This window comes from Rhizobium sp. P1_B8 (assembly GCF_056406515.1).
This window is the reverse complement of the sequence record NZ_JBFTZZ010000029.1, coordinates 1-16,782: the sequence shown is the minus strand read 5'-3', so window position 1 is coordinate 16,782 and position 16,782 is coordinate 1. Positions and strand designations below refer to the sequence as shown.

Annotated in this window: 16 protein-coding genes, 4 pseudogenes and 1 other annotated feature; of the genes and pseudogenes, 7 read left to right on the top strand and 13 right to left on the bottom strand. The window is 58.6% G+C overall.

All coding sequences use genetic code 11. The features are described 5' to 3' along the window. Window positions 1–176: 176 nt before the first annotated feature. Window positions 177–1,883 carry a SulP family inorganic anion transporter gene (locus AC1D2N_RS27930; RefSeq protein ID WP_018245218.1) on the top strand — a complete coding sequence of 569 codons (1,707 nt, stop codon included), beginning with the start codon at window positions 177–179 and terminating at the stop codon, window positions 1,881–1,883. 290 nt (window positions 1,884–2,173) lie between these two features. On the opposite strand, the pseudogene AC1D2N_RS27925 reads toward AC1D2N_RS27930, so the two are convergent. Then, window positions 2,174–2,448 (bottom strand): annotated as a pseudogene (locus AC1D2N_RS27925) (IS5/IS1182 family transposase); the annotation flags it as partial. 235 nt (window positions 2,449–2,683) lie between these two features. Between AC1D2N_RS27925 and AC1D2N_RS27920 the strand changes: the two are divergent. From AC1D2N_RS27920 to AC1D2N_RS27910, 3 genes and pseudogenes are all read left to right on the top strand, one after another. Further along, window positions 2,684–3,388: a carbonic anhydrase gene (locus AC1D2N_RS27920; protein ID WP_026188655.1), complete on the top strand. Its 705-nt coding sequence runs from the start codon at window positions 2,684–2,686 to the stop codon at window positions 3,386–3,388. A 7-nt stretch (window positions 3,389–3,395) separates the two neighbouring features. Continuing rightward, the gene (locus AC1D2N_RS27915) at window positions 3,396–4,922 is read left to right on the top strand and encodes a SulP family inorganic anion transporter (protein ID WP_018245215.1); all 1,527 of its coding nucleotides are present in this window, start codon (window positions 3,396–3,398) and stop codon (window positions 4,920–4,922) included. 26 nt (window positions 4,923–4,948) lie between these two features. After that, a pseudogene (locus tag AC1D2N_RS27910) lies at window positions 4,949–5,164 on the top strand (IS3 family transposase); the annotation flags it as partial. Next, window positions 5,048–5,155, top strand: a sequence feature (AL1L pseudoknot). It overlaps the preceding pseudogene by 108 nt. A 400-nt stretch (window positions 5,165–5,564) precedes the next feature. On the opposite strand, the gene AC1D2N_RS27905 reads toward AC1D2N_RS27910, so the two are convergent. The 3 genes from AC1D2N_RS27905 to AC1D2N_RS27895 all read right to left on the bottom strand — a co-directional run bounded on the left by AC1D2N_RS27905 (window position 5,565) and on the right by AC1D2N_RS27895 (window position 7,578). Then, window positions 5,565–6,089 (bottom strand): metallophosphoesterase family protein, encoded by a 525-nt coding sequence (locus AC1D2N_RS27905; protein ID WP_018245214.1) that lies wholly within the window; start codon window positions 6,087–6,089, stop codon window positions 5,565–5,567. 66 nt (window positions 6,090–6,155) lie between these two features. Beyond that, window positions 6,156–6,701 carry an MOSC domain-containing protein gene (locus AC1D2N_RS27900; RefSeq protein WP_018245213.1) on the bottom strand — a complete coding sequence of 182 codons (546 nt, stop codon included), beginning with the start codon at window positions 6,699–6,701 and terminating at the stop codon, window positions 6,156–6,158. Window positions 6,702–6,948: 247 nt separating this feature from the next. Then, window positions 6,949–7,578 (bottom strand): hypothetical protein, encoded by a 630-nt coding sequence (locus tag AC1D2N_RS27895; protein ID WP_018245212.1) that lies wholly within the window; start codon window positions 7,576–7,578, stop codon window positions 6,949–6,951. Between the two features lie 62 nt (window positions 7,579–7,640). Here AC1D2N_RS27895 and AC1D2N_RS27890 point away from each other — a divergent pair. After that, window positions 7,641–7,764: pseudogene (locus AC1D2N_RS27890) on the top strand (VOC family protein); the annotation flags it as partial. Window positions 7,765–7,835: 71 nt separating this feature from the next. Here the strand turns inward: AC1D2N_RS27890 and AC1D2N_RS27885 are convergent. The 5 genes from AC1D2N_RS27885 to ku (AC1D2N_RS27865) all read right to left on the bottom strand — a co-directional run bounded on the left by AC1D2N_RS27885 (window position 7,836) and on the right by ku (AC1D2N_RS27865) (window position 12,548). Beyond that, complete coding sequence (locus AC1D2N_RS27885; RefSeq protein WP_018245211.1) at window positions 7,836–8,627, bottom strand: SDR family NAD(P)-dependent oxidoreductase; 792 nt, start codon at window positions 8,625–8,627, stop codon at window positions 7,836–7,838. A gap of 1,523 nt (window positions 8,628–10,150) precedes the next feature. After that, entirely contained in the window at window positions 10,151–10,375 is a 225-nt protein-coding gene (locus tag AC1D2N_RS27880; RefSeq protein ID WP_018245210.1) for a hypothetical protein, read from the bottom strand. A gap of 91 nt (window positions 10,376–10,466) precedes the next feature. Further along, complete coding sequence (locus tag AC1D2N_RS27875) at window positions 10,467–10,715, bottom strand: DUF982 domain-containing protein (RefSeq protein WP_370091266.1); 249 nt, start codon at window positions 10,713–10,715, stop codon at window positions 10,467–10,469. Window positions 10,716–10,824: 109 nt separating this feature from the next. Beyond that, complete coding sequence (ku, locus tag AC1D2N_RS27870; protein ID WP_018245209.1) at window positions 10,825–11,634, bottom strand: non-homologous end joining protein Ku; 810 nt, start codon at window positions 11,632–11,634, stop codon at window positions 10,825–10,827. Between the two features lie 11 nt (window positions 11,635–11,645). Continuing rightward, window positions 11,646–12,548, bottom strand: a complete 903-nt coding sequence (ku, locus tag AC1D2N_RS27865; RefSeq protein ID WP_018245208.1) for a non-homologous end joining protein Ku — start codon at window positions 12,546–12,548, stop codon at window positions 11,646–11,648. A gap of 183 nt (window positions 12,549–12,731) precedes the next feature. On the opposite strand from ku (AC1D2N_RS27865), the gene AC1D2N_RS27860 reads away from it, so the two are divergent. Further along, window positions 12,732–12,947 (top strand): DUF3606 domain-containing protein, encoded by a 216-nt coding sequence (locus tag AC1D2N_RS27860; RefSeq protein ID WP_077988346.1) that lies wholly within the window; start codon window positions 12,732–12,734, stop codon window positions 12,945–12,947. Between the two features lie 90 nt (window positions 12,948–13,037). Here the strand turns inward: AC1D2N_RS27860 and AC1D2N_RS27855 are convergent, their stop codons facing one another. Both AC1D2N_RS27855 and AC1D2N_RS27850 read right to left on the bottom strand, forming a co-directional pair. After that, complete coding sequence (locus AC1D2N_RS27855; RefSeq protein ID WP_018245206.1) at window positions 13,038–13,493, bottom strand: NUDIX hydrolase; 456 nt, start codon at window positions 13,491–13,493, stop codon at window positions 13,038–13,040. A gap of 83 nt (window positions 13,494–13,576) precedes the next feature. Continuing rightward, window positions 13,577–15,025 (bottom strand): CYTH and CHAD domain-containing protein, encoded by a 1,449-nt coding sequence (locus tag AC1D2N_RS27850; RefSeq protein WP_245268265.1) that lies wholly within the window; start codon window positions 15,023–15,025, stop codon window positions 13,577–13,579. Between the two features lie 140 nt (window positions 15,026–15,165). On the opposite strand from AC1D2N_RS27850, the gene AC1D2N_RS27845 reads away from it, so the two are divergent. Next, window positions 15,166–15,621, top strand: a complete 456-nt coding sequence (locus AC1D2N_RS27845; protein WP_018245204.1) for an NUDIX hydrolase — start codon at window positions 15,166–15,168, stop codon at window positions 15,619–15,621. 123 nt (window positions 15,622–15,744) lie between these two features. Here the strand turns inward: AC1D2N_RS27845 and AC1D2N_RS27840 are convergent, their stop codons facing one another. Then, entirely contained in the window at window positions 15,745–16,413 is a 669-nt protein-coding gene (locus AC1D2N_RS27840) for a hypothetical protein (RefSeq protein ID WP_018245203.1), read from the bottom strand. Between the two features lie 144 nt (window positions 16,414–16,557). Then, window positions 16,558–16,782 (bottom strand): annotated as a pseudogene (locus tag AC1D2N_RS27835) (hypothetical protein); the annotation flags it as partial.

Here is a 16,782-nt window from a genome sequence, read left to right as displayed (position 1 = left end):
CGATCAGGATGACTATCCCCCGTGGCCGAGTTCTTGAAGTAGGTTACAGTAAGATACGACCGCGGAATTCGATCCGCATTTGATCGCCAAGGAGCGGAGCTAGAGTGGTGTCGCTTCCTTGATCAACGAGTAGTCGTGGCTAGGAACCGATAGACTCCCAAACCTTGCGAGGACCTATGGTACAGCCCAGTGTCAAACCTACCGCCCACTCCGCGCTACCCATCGTCAATTGGGTCCGCGGCTACCAGCATGACTGGCTGTCGCATGATGTATTCGCCGGTGTCGCGCTCTGGGCGGTCATGGTTCCTGAAGGAATGGCTTACGCCGGTATCGTCGGTGTCCCGCCGATCATGGGACTTTACACGATAGTCCCGGCACTCCTTGCCTACGCACTTCTCGGTAGCTCATGCCAGCTTGTTGTCGGACCCGATACGGCGACCGGTTTGCTCTCTGCGTTGACCGTTGGTGCCATCGCGACCCAGGGGACGGCGGATTTCAATTCGCTGACGTCAACACTGGCGGTGCTGATCGGCTTTCTCTTCCTGATCTTTGGTTTCATGCGGATGGGGTGGATCGCCAGCTTTATTCCTGCGCCGGTTATGCGGGGGTTCATAGAAGGTCTCGTCTACGTGACGATCATCGGCCAAGTGCCTCATCTGCTTGGTATCGAAGGCGGATCGGGGAACTTTTTCGACAAGCTCTCCAACATCTTGGCACACCTGCCGGACGTCCATGTTGCGCCTGCCGCAACCGGTCTGCTTTCGCTCGCTACCATGTTATTGCTTCGCCGTCTGGTGCCGCTCGTACCGGCAGCTCTCGTCGTCATGGCCGTTGCCACGATCGCCATCGGCGTGCTTGGCGGAGAGGCTTTCGGCGTGCATGTAGCGGGCCACATCCCCTCAGGCTTGCCAAGTCTGGCCCAGCCAAACCTTGATCCAGCAATATGGTTGCAACTTGCGCCAGGCGCGCTTGCGATCGTGATGGTCGGATACGCGGAAGCTCTTGGGGCGGCCAAGGCGGCCGCACTGGAAAGCGGCGCCGAGATTGACCCGAACCAGGAACTCATCGCACACGGACCCGCGAACATGTTAAGCGGGCTTTTCGGCGGTTTCCTCGTAGTGGGCAGCCTCTCCAAGACATCGGTGGCAATGGCAGCAGGCGCACGAAGCCAAGCAGCTAACCTGGTCGCCGCTGCGCTCTGCTTCCTAACGCTGATTTTCTTGACCCCGCTTTTCCGCACGATGCCGCAACCGGCGCTAGCGGCCGTTGTCATCGCGGCAATGCTGCATCTGTCGAAGCCAAGCTACTTACGGCAGCTGTTCTTGCGCAGCCGCTGGTCTTTCGCGAACGTTCTCATTGTCATTGCGGGTGAGTTGATCCTTGGCGTGCCACAGGGCATCGCGCTTGGAGTCGTGCTATCTCTCCTGACGCTTATCTATCTCGTAAGCCACCCACTCAGCGCCGAACTTGGTCAAGTCCCAGGGGTCGAGGCCTATCGGGATGTGGAACGCCATCCAGACGCAAGGACGTTTGACAGGCTCTTGATATGGAGAGCTGGCGGTGACCTTTTCTTCGCGACCATCGGACGAATGGCCGGCATGTTGAAAGAAGCTCTGAGCGCACGACCCGAGGTCAGATGCGCGCTGCTCGACTTTAGCTCGGTAAACTTTATCGACGTGACTGCAGTGGACGGGCTTTCTGTCCTTATCAAGGACCTTCGGAGCGTGGGCGTCACCGTCGCATTCTCCCACGTTCGGGACCCCGTACGAGATGCCATGCGGCTTGCCGGGATTGAGGAATTGGTGGGACCGGGCAGGTTCTACGAACGGACAACGGACGGAGTGAATGCATGGCTGGAGGAAAGCAATTCCTTGGCTGGCTAAGTTACGGCATGGGATAGAAAGATGCAGATTTGCCACATGCAGCGTTTCTCACGAATGGAACCTATACAAGTCTGGTATGCCAGCACAGACAGCATGACCGTGTGACCAGCAGCCCCGATGGCCATGGCATCTTTCGTCGAAAGCGATTCGATGAGCTTGACGAGGCAGTCGCCGTTTAACCTGGCTCTGTGCGCATATCCGCCGTGATGGGTCTGACTCAGACCCCAACTTTGGCAACCACCTGGCCGAGCGAGGCAGCGGGCGACCAAAGCCGATCCGGCCAGCAGTATCTCAGCCCCTTGGCGGCGCCCCGCTGGTGCACCAGCGTGCTGATGGGCGCCGATGATGATGGGCTCATCGATCACATATTCGAAGTCTGGATCGTGCGAGATAGCGGCGAACGTGCGCCACGAGATACCCTTCCGGCTCCCGCTGCTGAAACGGCGGAAGACATTGTTACACTCGCCGAATCATTCCGGCGGGTCGCGACAGGGCGAGCCGGTACGCACCAAAGCACTGCTTCCACAAACATGCGGTTGTCGCGGCCGGACGAACTGCGTGTGCGGCAGCTTTGAATCTGATTTGCTCATGGCAGACCGTCTTGCAAATAACCTGCGACGTGAGTTGGAATTAGCCAGATCACATCTCGTTCAAAAAATGTTGCGCTGCAATATGGTGTGGAGCTCTTTTTTTCGGAGTTCCTTTCCCTTTATCTACGCTTGCGAAAAGATCGCTTCTGCAACCCGCCGGATGAGCGACAACCTCCCAACCCGATGTCCGGCTAGAAAGAGGATCCGAATATGGGTGATCTCCTGAAAGGTATCTCCAATTTTCGCGGCGCCGTGTTTCCTGGTCACTCGGCGCTTTACCGCAAGTTGGCTCGCGAAGGCCAGCAACCACATGCCTTGATGATATCTTGTGCTGACAGCCGCGTAATGCCGGAAACGATAACGCAGTCCGGTCCCGGCGATCTCTTCGTTTGCCGCAATGCAGGCAATATTGTTCCGCCCTTTTCGACCCTCAATGGTGGCGTCTCGTCGGCTATCGAATACGCTATCCTCGCGTTAGGTGTCAGCGACATTGTCGTTTGCGGTCACTCCGATTGCGGGGCGATGAAAGGGCTGTGCCGGCCGGAAATGCTGGAACCGATGCCGAATGTCGCAGCCTGGCTGCGGCACAGTCACGCCGCCTTTTCGATTGTTTGCCAAGCCTATCCCGACAACCTTTCCGAAGCCGAACGCGTGCGTGCAGTGGGCATGGAAAACGTCGTTGTTCAGCTCGACCACTTAAAGACGCATCCGTCCGTGGCTGCAAAGCTCGCGACCAACGAGATCACCCTGCATGGCTGGTTCTTCGACATCGAGACGGGCGAGGTCCAAGTCTATGACGGGGCTTTGGCAAGTTTTACCGAGGTGCAGGAGGGTGAGGCGCTGCCAGTCGCCTTCACAGGGCGAAATCACCCGCATGTCATGCCGCGGGTTTCTGCAACGCTTGCCGGGGAATAGTGACATCATGAAAAACAGCTCTGCATTTTCGCGCGACCTGGCTTCGTCTCTGGTCGTTTTTCTTGTCGCCATTCCGCTCTGCCTGGGCATCGCCGTCGCCTCCGGGGTACCCGTGGCCATGGGACTTGTCTCCGGTATCATAGGTGGCCTCGTTGTCGGGCTTCTGGCGGGCTCGCCTCTTCAGGTCTCAGGCCCTGCCGCTGGTCTTACCGTCATCGTCTTCGGCTTCGTCGACCAGTATGGAATTGCCCTGCTGGGGCCGGTCCTGCTCGTCGTCGGTCTCCTGCAGATCATAGCGGGTTTCCTCCGGATCGGCTCTTGGTTCAGAGCAATTTCGCCAGCCGTGGTTCATGGTATGTTGGCCGGCATCGGCATTTTGATCATCCTCGGGCAGGTCCATGTTCTGATGGGCTCAAAGCCCGCGGCGGGAGGCATCGAGAATGTCACCGCTTTCGACGAGAGCGTCGGCAGACTATCGGGCGCCAGCGTGACCAACGAGGCCGTCGCACTGCTGGTTGGTCTCATCGCTCTCCTCGCGATGGTCTGCTGGGAGAAATTTCGCCCCAAATCGCTGCCACTCGTTCCTGGGGCGCTTGTCGGGGTTGCAGCCGCCACGGTCCTGACCACCGCGCTCGACCTCCCAATTGCCCACGTATCTGTGCCTACCTCACTCCTTGAGAGTATATCGCTGCCGACCGCTGAGAATTTTGCCAACTTGGTGCAGCCCGGCGTCATCTTGGCGACCCTGATGATTGCCGTCATTGCGAGCGCCGAAACACTTCTTTCGGCAGCGGCAGTCGATCGGATGCATGACGGCGGACGCACGCGCTTCAATAAGGAGCTGTTTGCCCAGGGCGTCGGCAACGGACTGTGCGGCCTGCTCGGTGCATTACCTATCACGGGTGTCATTGTCCGGTCATCGGCCAATATTCAGGCGGGGGCACGCACGCGAATCTCGGCAGTATTGCATGGCCTATGGATCCTGGGCCTGGTGGCGCTTTTGCCGGATCTTCTGGAAATGATACCGTTGACGGCGCTCGCCGCTGTCCTGATTGTCACCGGCTGGCGGCTGATCAGCCTTCATCATGTGCGCCACCTGTTCGAACACCATGGTCTCATGCCGGTCGGAATCTGGGCCGTCACAGTGGCGATGGTCGTCCTGCAGGACTTGCTGGTTGGTGTGGCGCTCGGACTTGCGCTGTCGATCCTCGAAGTTCTTCCCTATCTGCGCCGAAAGCAGGCGATCCGGCATTCCGAAGTCAACGGCGAAATACATGTTCGGCTGCGCGGAGCGGTCACCTGCAAGGACGTGCCAGCGCTACTTAATACGCTCGAAGGGCTGCCTGAAGGTCGTAAAGTCAGTATCATCGGCAGTCACCTGCATTACATTGATCACACGAGCGCGGAGACCATCAGCGAATGGCTCCGGCGCGAGACGAAATCCGGTCGAACGGTTGAGATCCACCCGCCCCAGGCAGCGCGTCATCCCCGCCTCAAGCCGCTATTTGAGCGATTCTCCGCCGAAGCCGCCTGATCGTCTTCGGGCGGGCGATTGCGTTTAAACGAGCAGGCCTGCTGTGTAATGTTGCAGAAAGATGAAGGCTCTTGAGCAGGGAACCGGGACCTTCTTCAGGCCCACGAGATCTTGCGCGAGATGTATGCTCATTTCACGAAGGCGGACCTCGACCGCCCATTGAAGCGATGATCGTTCATCGACGAACAGTGTTCGGGGTCGAGCCGATCTGCAGGCTACTGCCGATCGGCTCGTCAATCTGGTGTGAGACTTCAATGAGGACGGTAGCGGTATTCTTGGTGCCGTTAAAATGCGCTGAGGGTCAGCACGGCCGAGAACACCAGCAGGGTTGCGGATCCGCATCGCCGGGCCAGCAACGGCATTTGTTTTTCACTTCCCAGAACAATTCTGCCTGTCGACAGCCAGATCGAGGATGTAAAAAGGACGACGAAGGCGAGGGTCGCGGTGGCGGCTATCCCAGACACATCCTGCGCGGGGGCATCATCGTGAGCCCGATGATAAGTGCCTTGTGGCTTGGCCGAACGAATGGGAAGGGGTGCCTAGAGTTCGAGTCCACTCAAAAGCATAACGGCTCCAACACCGCACCACCAGGTAGCGGCCGTTGGCGCCTGAGAAACGGCTTGCCCTCGCTGCACGCCTTCTCTATTCGTCCAAAATGCCTCCTCCACCCATGACGAAACGCTTCCTTGTCAAAAGGAGCGCCAGCGTGACGGGGCGAAGTCCCTGCCCATCGACGCCGACGTCGTACTGGCGGGGAAGAGGCTTCAATCTGCCATGCGAGTGGCCATGCAGATTGATCGACTTCTTGCCCATCTGGTTCCAGGTTCGAAAAGCGTAATGGCACAGGATAAGATGACGTTCCTCGTGGCGGAGTTCCGCGTAATGCTGCACGCTTTCCCAGCCCGGCGAATTCGTGGTCGTCGCCGGGTCATTGTTGCCGATGATCAGGTGCTTTCGACCGTTCAACCTGGCAAGCAGCTCGGTACAATCGCCCGCTCTTGCCGACATGAAGTCTCCCAGGTGCCAAACCTCGTCGTCAGGCCCGACCGTTTCGTTCCAAGTGCGGATCAGGGCGTCATCGTGTTCGACCACGTCGGAGAATGGACGTCTGTCGAGACGAAGGACACGCGGGTCGCCGAAATGAGTATCGCCGGTAAAATGGATCATGTGCAATAACTGGCGTCTGGCGTTCGAACGTCGATGCGAGGGTGCTTCATGAACAATACGGGCGCCCTACACGACTTCGAGCGGAAGCAATGGTGGGACGGGAAACTCGATGGCAATAGCGTCGCCGGGAACGACGACTCCGCCCTTGAGCACGATCGTCATGACGCCGGTCTTCCGAATGAGTTCGCCGTTCGGTCCTCTGCCGAGGACGGCTTTGAGAAGTCCCGGCTGGAGGTTGTCGATCTGCGAGCAGGGATTGCGCAGCCCCGTGACCTGAAGCTCGACGTTCGCACCGAGCTTCAGAACCGTTCCGCGCGGGAGCGCCAGAAGGTCGACGCCGCGGGTGGTAATGTTTTCGCCCAGGTCGGCCGGACCAACCTTGAAACCTTGATCGGCAAGCTCGTCCAAAAGCTCCGCCTGGATCAGATGAACCTGTCGCAGGTTCGGCTGACTGGGATCGGCCCGGATCCGGGAGCGGTGCTTGACGGTCACGCCCAGGTGCGCGTCGCCCTCGACGCCGAGACCCGCGAGGATGTGGATCTCATTCATCTGCCTCTTCGAAAACCGATGTTTATCATCCGTCGCGACTGCGATCACCTGTCCGCGGTCCATGCGATCCTCCTCAAATTTCACCGAGACGTTTCCATACCTTCATGTGCATCGCCGGGGAAGCCATGGCAGAATTCCTCCTGAAAATCCGGGGTCACGCTGCGGACCAAAGCCGATTCATCAGCCACGAGTCATCTTCACCAGGGACCGCACATCGATACGTTGAAGGTCAGGGCGAGGAATTTCCAGGAACCTGAATGTGAAACAGGCTTGTGCTCCTGGGCGCCAGGACAGCGAATATGGGGTGGGTTCACCGAAGAAGGCCGTCGACGTTGAATTCTTCCCAGCCGCGCAGCTTCGTCGCTGCATCGTCCGGATGTCGTTCGATCGTCTTAGAAGACTTGCCAGCATTCTTCAGAGATCGCGTCAGCTTCGCCTTGTATGCTGCCCTGCGTCGGTTCTCCGCGGTCGCCGCCAAATCCTCCTCCCGCCATTCATCGACGACGCCCCGATTGAGAAGGTCTTCCACGACGCGCGGGTCGAACACGTGGAAGGTGATCTTTCGTGCTCGACCGCGCAGTTTCACGGTGCGCGTGCCAGCGCTCGGCAGACGGCCGTCCTTGAGCCAGCGATGACGCTCGCTCGTCTTGATCGACAGGATATCCTGGATCTCGCGCGGGATTACAGGCATGCTTTCGATGTCTTCCAGCGCAGTGGCGACAACCGACGCCGCGCCATGGAATTCTGCCTTGGCACTTGCAGGCATCGCCAGCGTGAGTTCTCCTTGCTCGATATCCAGCGACTTTTTCGAAGCGATCGGCAACCGCGCCCGCAGCTCGAGGAGAATTCCCTTGACGCGGACCGAAGATCCCAGGGTCGCTGATGGCGGCAGCACCCACGTCCTGACCAGCTCCACATCGTTCTTTTCGTGTTTCGGCATGAACCCTAGATGGGATAAGCAGTGTTCCACGTCAACGAGTAGTATCACCAGGATAAGCCAACATCGGGATCGTCGTCGAAGCCATTGGGGGTGGCGATAGACTTCTTTCGCGAGCTCGGCCTCGAACTCGAAGGCCGCGCGACGATCGAGGGCGAATGGGCTGGTCGCGTCACTGGTCTGGGCGACCACCCACGATCGGTGGGTCGTAGGTGCGCTGGTAGGCATGCCATACCGCCTGCAGCGGTAGGTCGGTGGAGTCAGAGCGTGTCGATCAGCCCTCCGTCCACACGCATCGAAGCGCCCGTCGTTGCGGACGCCAAAGGGGAGGCCAGGTAGGTGACGAGGTTGGCGACTTCCTCCACGCTTGCAGCTCGTTGGATGATCGAACTGCCGCGGTGCTTCTTGACAAAGTCCGCCGCGACCTCCTCGATCGGTTTCCCGGTCTTCGCCCGCTCATCGGCGAGCATCGCCTCGACGCCTTCGGAAAGTGTGGGGCCGGGGAGGACGGAGTTCACCGTGACGCCCGTGCCAGCCATGCGCTTGGCAAGGCCGCGGGCAACGGCGATGTCTGCCGTCTTGCTGACGCCGTAGTGGATCATCTCGACCGGAATGTTGAAGCCGGATTCCGACGCGATGAAGATGACGCGGCCCCAGTCGATCTTCTGCATGCCGGGTAGATATGCACGTGAAAGCCTGACGGCGGACATGACGTTCACCTGCCAGTGACGGTCCCATACCTCGTCGTCCGCGTCGAAGAAATCGAGCGGCTGAAAGATGCCCGCATTGTTGATGAGGATGTCCACATGAGGAACTTTGGCGAAGAGTGCGTCGCATCCTTTAGCGGTTGCGAGATCGGCTGCGACAGCGGTCACGCTTCCCCTGGCACCTTCGCCTTTCAGGCGTTCGGCGGCATTTGCGGTCTTTTCTTCGGATCGTCCGTTGACCACCACGTCTGCGCCCGCCCTCGCGAGCTGGCGGACGATCGCGTATCCAATGCCTTCGGTCGATCCCGTGACTAGCGCGGTCTTGCCTGTGAGGTCGATCTGCATCTTCTGCTCCTGTGAGGTTGGATCACAGAACGTATGAACTGGCGAGCGGTCTCGCAACCGTCCAGGATGCGGATAATCCTTTCGGGTAGGGGAAGGAGCCGATCGAAACCAATCAGGTTTGTTACCGGGCGGCCCGGTCGGCCGCTTCCTCGTCTTCGCCGCCCGGTCTCCCAAGCCTGAAGGGATTGTCCCCGTTTATCGAGATCAAACGCGAAGATGGACAGTGAGGTAAACGAGCCTAGCATCGGCCCTCGCTCCAATTTGCCGTGAGGCTTCGCGAAGTATTCGTCGATTTCCGTCTTCACCTTTGCTCGCGTAAGATACTGAAGCTTCTGACGAAGCTTTTCGACGTCTTCGTCGGTAGCCGGGCCTGGACTGCGCGATCGCGGAACCTTTCGCGCGATCGTTCTGTGCTCGATTTGACCACAAGGCTGTTTGCGCTCGTCTTTAATTCTCTACCTTTATTCAAATAAACTGAAAAAACAACTTTGGATACACTTCCGGCGGAGCGTTATATAGTGGGAACTTTTGAATGCCTTTGGTGGTTATTTATACGGTCGCTCGGCGATTGTTGCTTACCCCAAGCAGACAACACTCCTGTGCGCCGGGCGGCCACTTCGCCCGAGCGTTTACTTGTTTGACTGAAAGCTCTCGAATGACTAGCGGACGTAATAATCGTGGGCAGGGAGACGTTCCCCCAGAGGCAGGCTTCGCAAATCGCCTGCTAGTCCGTATTACCCGCCTGCCTAGACCGTTTCGTCGGGCGATTGGATGGACTGTTTACCTGGCCCTCGTGCTGGTAATGTTCGCGGTGACCTTGTTGCCGGTTTGGTGGTCGCAATAAGTTCCCGACAGGCCATCGGCCGTTGTGCAGGCGAGACGGCGGTCCGTCTGATTCGCGGAGCTTCTTGCCGGGCGACTTGAATTAAACACAATCCGACGCTATTTAACGGTCATCGGCGTTGCTGGTGAGTGCTCCACGCGAGTGTTCGCGACTGCCGAAGTCGCTTATCTGCTTTTGACCACGGATGTACTGGCACTGGTGTGAAGAGCGATGTTGGAAAGGTCGGTGCGATTTCGCCCCGGCCTTTTTTATTTGCCCGTTGGGCGGGCAGGCAGGCGTTCCATCTAACGACATCAGTATCGTTGCCAACAACGCTGGCCGCGTCACCAGGGTTCAAACTGGGTCGACCCGGTCGAAAGTCGACGTTCCTACAGCGAGCGGGGTGGATCCGGTTGGACGACACGCTCGATCCATATTCCCTGAGCAGATCACGCAAGAGCGCGACGGGTACCGGTATCGGCGCGCTCTCGGTGGGTACAGGGACGTTGGACGTGTCTGGCGTTCGGAGGGATGGTGAGGTCGAAATCGGTTGGAGGGAGCAGGGCAGCCCCGTCGTCGAACCTCCCGCAAGTTCCGATGGGTTATGGCAAATTTCTCCATCGGGCAGTTTGGCGGTGTGAACGCCCGACAAAAAGGGTGCCCCGTCGAGAGCCTTCGGTCGCTTGCCCGATAAACGGTCTCACTCGGCGGCTTGCCGGACAGGGTATTCTTCTGGGAGCTCCGCCGGAGCGATGATCTCGAAGTCCGCGGGCATGGCGTGCTGATCGGTTCCCAGGAGCGCCAGCGTCCAATAGTCAGGATCCTCCCCGAAGACCGTAGAGACCCGAACGATCGTTGGTTGTCCGTCGAAATACTTCGAGGACTTCGCCCAGTAAAATGCATGCGGAACCAAACTCACTGCCATGACGCCTACTCCCGTGACCTGTGGACGATAGCAGAAAACCCAGAAATGAGAATGCCTGAGCTCGTCCAGGTCGTCATCTGGTGGAGAATGATCACCCGTCGACCGATCCGGCTTCCAATTCACGTCTTCGCACGACGACTTTCCGGCGCGGAGACGCGGCACGGCTCCGAAGCCGCTGTTCGTCGTCGGGCAATACCTTCAAATGGGCGGCTCGAGCTGCAGACACGAAAACTTGTCTCGCCCTCGTGGGCTGCAATTCGCCTTGAGGCGACCGCATACATGAGGCAAGCGCGTGCTGCCATGTCGGACCATTTAGATGCCTGGGCCATCTCTCCGACATCAAGATGCCCATCAGGCCCGATATCGTGGATGCCGTTGCGAAGTGTTCTCGATCGGGCGAAGACACGGCAATTTCCATGATTGGTATCGCGCTCACGTCGTGCATGATGTCACCGGGCCTTGCCCGATTTCAGCTCTGCGGCCACGGACTTTTTCAACGCGTCCATGATGTTCACGACATTCGAGCCCTGAGTGGCGTCCGGCTTGCCCTTCGCGGCCTTCTTGGCGGGCTTGAGAGCCCTCTTCTTCTCCGCAATGATCTTCAGCAGGCTTTCTTGGATCGGGTCGCTGACCATGTCCGAGGACCACCGGGAGGTCTTCTGCTTGATTAACTGCTGGACTAGCGGAATCAGTTCGGGGTCAGCCTCTTCATCGATTCCTTCGAAGTAGGATTCCTCGGGACGCACTTCGTCGCCGAACCGCAGCGTCCAGAGAACGATGCCTTCGCCGCGAGGTTCGAGAACGACCGCACGCTCCCGACGACCGATTACGAGCTTCGAGACGCCGACGACTTTGTCCGATGCCATCGCATCTCGAATGACGGCAAACGCTTCATGTCCGACCGGGTCGTCGGGCATAAGGTAATGGGGCTTCTCGAGATAGACCCATTCGATGCTCTCGGCCGGCACGAACTTGTCGATGTCGATGGTCTTCACCGTATCAAGAGCCACGGAGTCGAGGTCGTCGTCCGTCAGAATGACGTAGTCGTTCTCGCCGCGGGCGTAGCCCTTGGCTTCGTTTTCGTCCTTCACCGGCTTGCCCGTCACCGAGTCGACGTACTGTGAGACGACACGATTTCCTGTTTCCCTGTTGAGCGTGTGGAAGCGAACCTTTTCGCTGTCGCTTGTCGCCGGACTCATTGCCACGGGACATGTAACCAGCGACAGCTTGAGATAGCCTTTCCAGTAGGGGCGCGGCATGGCTGGTCTCCTCAGCTCGCTTTACGCTGCGCGGCCGGCGCCGCCGCGGATTTGCCCGAGGCGCGACGGGCCTTGTCGCGGCTGGAACCGGCGTTGGCATTGGCGGCCGTCCGCTTCGGCTTGCTCTCCGCGGCCTTCACCATCCTGGCACTCTCTCGAAGCGCGGCAAGAAGGTCGTTCGGTTTCGAGACCTTGACTTCCTTGCGCTTCGGAAGCGCCTTACCTTCGATCTTCGCCTTCACCAGTTCCGCCACGGCGGCTTCATAGCGGTCATCGAAGGTCGCAGGATCGAACTCGCCCTTCTTCGTCGAGATGATGTGCTTTGCGAGATCAAGCATCTCGCCCACGATTTTCATCTTCGGCATTTCTTCGAAAGCCTTCGCAGACGAGCGGACCTCGTAGTCGTAGTTCAGCGTCGTTGCGATCAGACCCTTGCCGTGCGGTCTGATCAGGACCGTGCGCATCCGTCGGAAGAGGACCGTGCGGGCGATGGCCACGACCTTCGACTTCTTCATTCCGTCCCGCAACGCGGCGAAGGCGTCGCCGCCCATCTTGTCGGGCGTCAGATAGTAGGGCTTGTCGAAGTAGACGTCGTCGACATCGGCGCAAGGAATGAATGCCTCGATCTCGAGCGTCTTGTTGCTCTCGGGGATCGCTGCGGCCACTTCTTCGGGGTCGATGATGATGTACCGGCCGTTCTCGATCTCGAAGCCCTTCGTCTGAGCTTCTTTCGGAACAGGATCTTCGGTCTCGCTGTCGATGAAGACGCGATTGACGCGATTGCCAGTCAACCTGTTGATCGTGTGGAACGTGATGCGTTCCGAGGTGCTAGCGGCGGTGTAGAGCGCGACGCCGCACGACACCTCGCTAAATTTGAGGAAGCCCTTCCACTGAGCACGATGACCACCCGCCATGACCCTTCACTCCCGAATCACTGAGTCGCGACTCAAGACTCGACGAGCTGATTCGTTCCGACTTGAAACGAATCATTTTTCAATGGCTTACGCCTGTTGCTTAGGAAACTGATTCCGGTCGCGGATCACCATTTCGATAAAGCCTGGTCGGCAGTGTTAGCCGTTGCCGGAACTTCCTGATTCATCAGTCGTTTAGGAAGAGAACTCAACAGGAGGCACTTCCCAACGGCAAACACCAGCCGAGGCCGCGCGCAAGATCGAGCCCGTGTGGCGGGAGGACAGGATCACGAGGTCCAGTATGAGGCGGAAAAAGAACGGGTCTCGAAGTCGAAGGTCAGGGAGACTGTCAAAAAAGTCGGCAACAGCCGCAAGAAGGTCGAAGCTAACCTGGAGAAGTAGAGGCGAGTTCACATTCCAAGAGGAACTCGTCGCTGACGAAAGGCGGAACGGGAATTCCCCACATCGATAATATGTCCGCGACCGATCGAGCTAGAGGAGTCGTCCCGCACGCTTGAACATCCGTCCAAACTTGAGCAGTAGGCGCTCAAGCTCCGGTTCGTCTACGCGGCGGGCGGCCTCCATTGGCGTCAGCCACACGGAGTCTCGCTCGGCCATCTCTGGAAAGCGCTTTCGGTTACGGCGGACCTCCAGTAGGAAGACGGCAACGACTGGTCGCGCTCCACTTCCGTCCTGCATAAGTTTGTCATAGAAGAACTCGCCGAAGGGCTTCTTCTTCGCCCTTCCGATCACGCCAGCTTCCTCCCAGGCTTCACGTTCCGCCACCTTGCGCGGCTTAAGACCTGATATCGGCCAGCCCTTCGGGATCATCCAACGTCTCGTCTCCCGCGTCGTGATAAGAAGCACCATTGGCCCCTTGGGTGTGTTTCGGAAACACAATGCACCATATTGCTGGATCGGCTTCGGATAGACGTCAATGTCATTCATCGTGTCTGCTCATGTTCATCGACGTTCTCGACCGTGCCGGATAGGCTGAGGTTCCTTCGCTTGAGGTTCATGGCGTCCTCATGTCAGCGCCAGAAGCGCTTCGTGTCGATGACCTCATCTACTGAGGACTGCGCCATGCGGATCAACGCATTCTTGTCATCGTGAGAAACGACAGAATCTCGAGCAGGGTGGTTGGCCAGTCCATGCTGCGCGAGCACCTTCGGTCCGGTTGCCAGATCGTTCAGTGCTCCAAGATAGTCCTGCAGCTCCTCCATCGCTGCGATGAATTTCCGGTGCCGGCGCGTGCCGCGCTTGTCGTCGAACAGCGATCCGAAGAACTCGGCCGCGTAGCGAAGCTTTTTAGCGTCCTTGCGAACCTGGTGACGATGCTCGTCGTCGGTCTCAGCCAACGCACTGCCATGCTTTTTCAGCTTCTTACGCATCTTCTCGATGGCCCTCGCGGCAAACTCCGAGGCCGATGTGTCCTCGGAAGTTGCGCTGCCGCCAGTGCGATCGAGGTCACATTGAAGCCACTCGTTGAAATCGATAATGAGCGCGCGCGCTCGCGCCGACCCCAGAGCCTCGACAGCGTCGCCGTATGCCTTGTTGCGGGCATCCTTGAGCTTGGCCCGAAGATCGGAGTCCTTCGCTTTCATAAGCAGGACGTCGAGATTACGTGCTTCGCCGAGGACGCCGGCGAGCCAGCGAAGCTCCTCTTGGATCCTTTTCGGCTCGTCGCCCATCAGGAGCGGCCTGAACAGAGAGAACGCAGAGCGGAGACGCCGCAGAGCTACCCGCGCTTGATGAAGGGCTTCCGAATTTCGTCGCTGGAGAAGGATTTCTTCGTTGAGACGGAACTGCCGAAAGCAGGACGCGGCGATCTCTCGAAAGGCGCTAGACGCCTTGATGTTTCGTTCGAGATCGAGGCGCTCTGCCTTGAACATGAATTGCTGCCTGTCCAGAAGCGCGAGGCCCCGATCTGACTTGGACTGAATGCCGAATCGGAACGGCGCGATCGCGTCGATCTTGCGAATGAAGATGAATAGGTCCTTCGGATCGCCGTCCTTCAGTTCAACCTCGATTTCCTGAACAGGCGAGCGCCTGTTGCCAGACACTACGTCTCCCCGATCAACGACCACCTCCAGCCGAGAGCCGTTCAACTCGATGTTCCAGACGCGACGCTCAATGAACACGGTGAAAGCGGCTTCCACCTCAAGTTCCGGTCCGAACTCGCTTATGAGAGGGCTCGTATGGTCGAGGACGGGTTCATTGCCTTCAATGGACGTCTCCCATTCTGAACGAACAAACAGTGATTTCGCCGGCCCGGATGCCTTCACAGTCTGGACGTGGGACGCGCCGGTAGAGCGGACACGCAGAGAGAACCCCTTCTCCGACAGCCGACGATCGTCCGTCTCGAAGTAGGTCGAAGACTGCTGCAGCGCCTCGTCGGGCTGTCCGAGAAGATCGGAACCCAAAAGGCTCTCAAGGGCTTCGCTAGAGAGGTCGAGCTTGATTTCGATTTCTGATGGCAAGGCAGGCTCCATTCTGATTGGATGCTCATCAACGCTGGAGGCCCTGTCATAGTTCGGTCGCGTCACGACGTGATGAAGCAAACTGGACTCTTCAACTTTGTCCAGCTAGCTTGCGCGGGCTTCGAAACCGGAGGCGGACGATGCTCAACGAAAGCGCCCAGACAGAACTTACGAAAACGGTGTCTGGTCGCGATATCGCGCAGGCTGGTGCTCTCTGCTACCGTCGGAACGAAAACGGTGGAGTTGAAATCCTTTTTGTAGGCAGCCGACGGAACGGTCGATGGGGCATTCCGAAGGGGCACGTCGAAGGTGGTGAGGTCAGCAGCGCCGCGGCGCTGAGAGAGGCGTTCGAGGAGGCCGGGGTCTCAGGCGTCGTCGACAAAACCGTGTTCGGTACGTTTTCTTATCGGAAGGACACGAGTCCCAACCAATACCACGTGGCCGTCCATCTTCTTAAGGTCTCGATGATCGCGGACAAGTTTCCGGAGAAGGGTGTCCGAAAGACACGGTGGTTCCCCTTGGAGACCGCGTTGCGGGAAGCGGCGCAGCCGGGCTTGCGGCTGCTACTCTCAAGCATCAGGTCCATTAACCTCTGACTACCGAGTGTCGATGATCCGAACGACACCGTCAAGCCGCCAGATCGGGAGAGATGCGACATAGGACTTCGTGATGGTCAACGGTCCCGTCGTCCGCTGGGCGCCTTGCGCCCGGACGGGACGCTACTCGCCCTCTTCACCTGTCTTCGGGAAGAGATGAGTGACATTGGAACCAGGGGTCGGAACCCTCGCTGCCGTCTTCTTGATGCCGTTGCTGCGTTCGCCAGCAGCTTGTACGACCGAGGCAAATCCATCGCGTTGCCTGTAGTAGTCAGGTTTTTCCGGAAGACTGAGATCAAAATCGGCAAGCAGTCGCTCGATGAGGTCCATCGCCTTCGCCGCGATCACCGCATAGCCCTCCTGGCGCCGCTCGAAAAAGCTGTCGAAGCCTGGGCCGGAGAGATCAAGGTTATCCAACGCGTTCCCAAGGTTCGTCACCCGGTTCGATAACCATAAAGCTTCGTGGAAGAGCTCGTCGCCGAGGAGGCTCAAGTCTTCAGCCCGTGGGAGGACAAGAACCGGATCCGCTGTGTGGAAGACGAACTCGCCTTCGTTGACTGGGTTGAATTCAGGCGTATCGTGAACGGCAGCGTATGCGGCGCCGACAAAATCGTCTAATGCCAGAGCTGTCAGCATTGCCGCGCTGCGCGCTTTGGCTTTTGGGTTCCGACCGCGTTCGGCAGCCGTCCACCGCAGCACGCTCGGTATGATCGTGCCGGCGGCGAAACAGCCAGCCCCAATCATCGCTCCGACTAGCATGATGCCTTGAGTTGTTTCGAAGAACTGCGTCAACACTTACCTCGTAGAGTTCGAGAAGCGATTTGCATCGGTCGCACGCAGAACGGAATCAGTACCGGCTGTTGCAGTGTGCCTCGCTTGAAAGCGATTAGGAATGCTCTCCCGAAAGATGAGATCTCGACAGAGTATATTCAAGGTTTAGTCCGTATGCCCCCTTTGCGAGGGAACCACACCGATAGTTGGGACAGGTGGTTCCTGTTGCCGCATTTTGTTGTCTTGCTCGTCACCGGGGCTAAGTGCGTCGCGCACTTCATCGTCTTCCCAACCCGCCTCGATGGCGGAAGCCACAAGCGTCTCGATTTTCTCGGTTTCCGACGCATGCGAAGTCTCATCCAGGCGGCGTCTGGCGGTCTCGAGGCACTG

Excerpts from the sequence above, each read along its gene's own strand:
- AC1D2N_RS27895 (WP_018245212.1), bottom strand. The coding sequence starts at position 7,578 with ATGCCGAAACACGAAAAGAACGATGTGGAGCTGGTCAGGACGTGGGTG.
- AC1D2N_RS27930 (WP_018245218.1), top strand. The coding sequence starts at position 177 with ATGGTACAGCCCAGTGTCAAACCTACCGCCCACTCCGCGCTACCCATC.
- AC1D2N_RS27880 (WP_018245210.1), bottom strand. The coding sequence starts at position 10,375 with ATGGCAGTGAGTTTGGTTCCGCATGCATTTTACTGGGCGAAGTCCTCG.
- AC1D2N_RS27905 (WP_018245214.1), bottom strand. The coding sequence starts at position 6,089 with ATGATCCATTTTACCGGCGATACTCATTTCGGCGACCCGCGTGTCCTT.
- AC1D2N_RS27915 (WP_018245215.1), top strand. The coding sequence starts at position 3,396 with ATGAAAAACAGCTCTGCATTTTCGCGCGACCTGGCTTCGTCTCTGGTC.
- AC1D2N_RS27875 (WP_370091266.1), bottom strand. The coding sequence starts at position 10,715 with ATGTCGGAGAGATGGCCCAGGCATCTAAATGGTCCGACATGGCAGCAC.
- AC1D2N_RS27845 (WP_018245204.1), top strand. The coding sequence starts at position 15,166 with ATGCTCAACGAAAGCGCCCAGACAGAACTTACGAAAACGGTGTCTGGT.
- ku (WP_018245208.1), bottom strand. The coding sequence starts at position 12,548 with ATGGCGGGTGGTCATCGTGCTCAGTGGAAGGGCTTCCTCAAATTTAGC.
- AC1D2N_RS27920 (WP_026188655.1), top strand. The coding sequence starts at position 2,684 with ATGGGTGATCTCCTGAAAGGTATCTCCAATTTTCGCGGCGCCGTGTTT.
- ku (WP_018245209.1), bottom strand. The coding sequence starts at position 11,634 with ATGCCGCGCCCCTACTGGAAAGGCTATCTCAAGCTGTCGCTGGTTACA.
- AC1D2N_RS27900 (WP_018245213.1), bottom strand. The coding sequence starts at position 6,701 with ATGGACCGCGGACAGGTGATCGCAGTCGCGACGGATGATAAACATCGG.
- AC1D2N_RS27885 (WP_018245211.1), bottom strand. The coding sequence starts at position 8,627 with ATGCAGATCGACCTCACAGGCAAGACCGCGCTAGTCACGGGATCGACC.
- AC1D2N_RS27855 (WP_018245206.1), bottom strand. The coding sequence starts at position 13,493 with ATGAATGACATTGACGTCTATCCGAAGCCGATCCAGCAATATGGTGCA.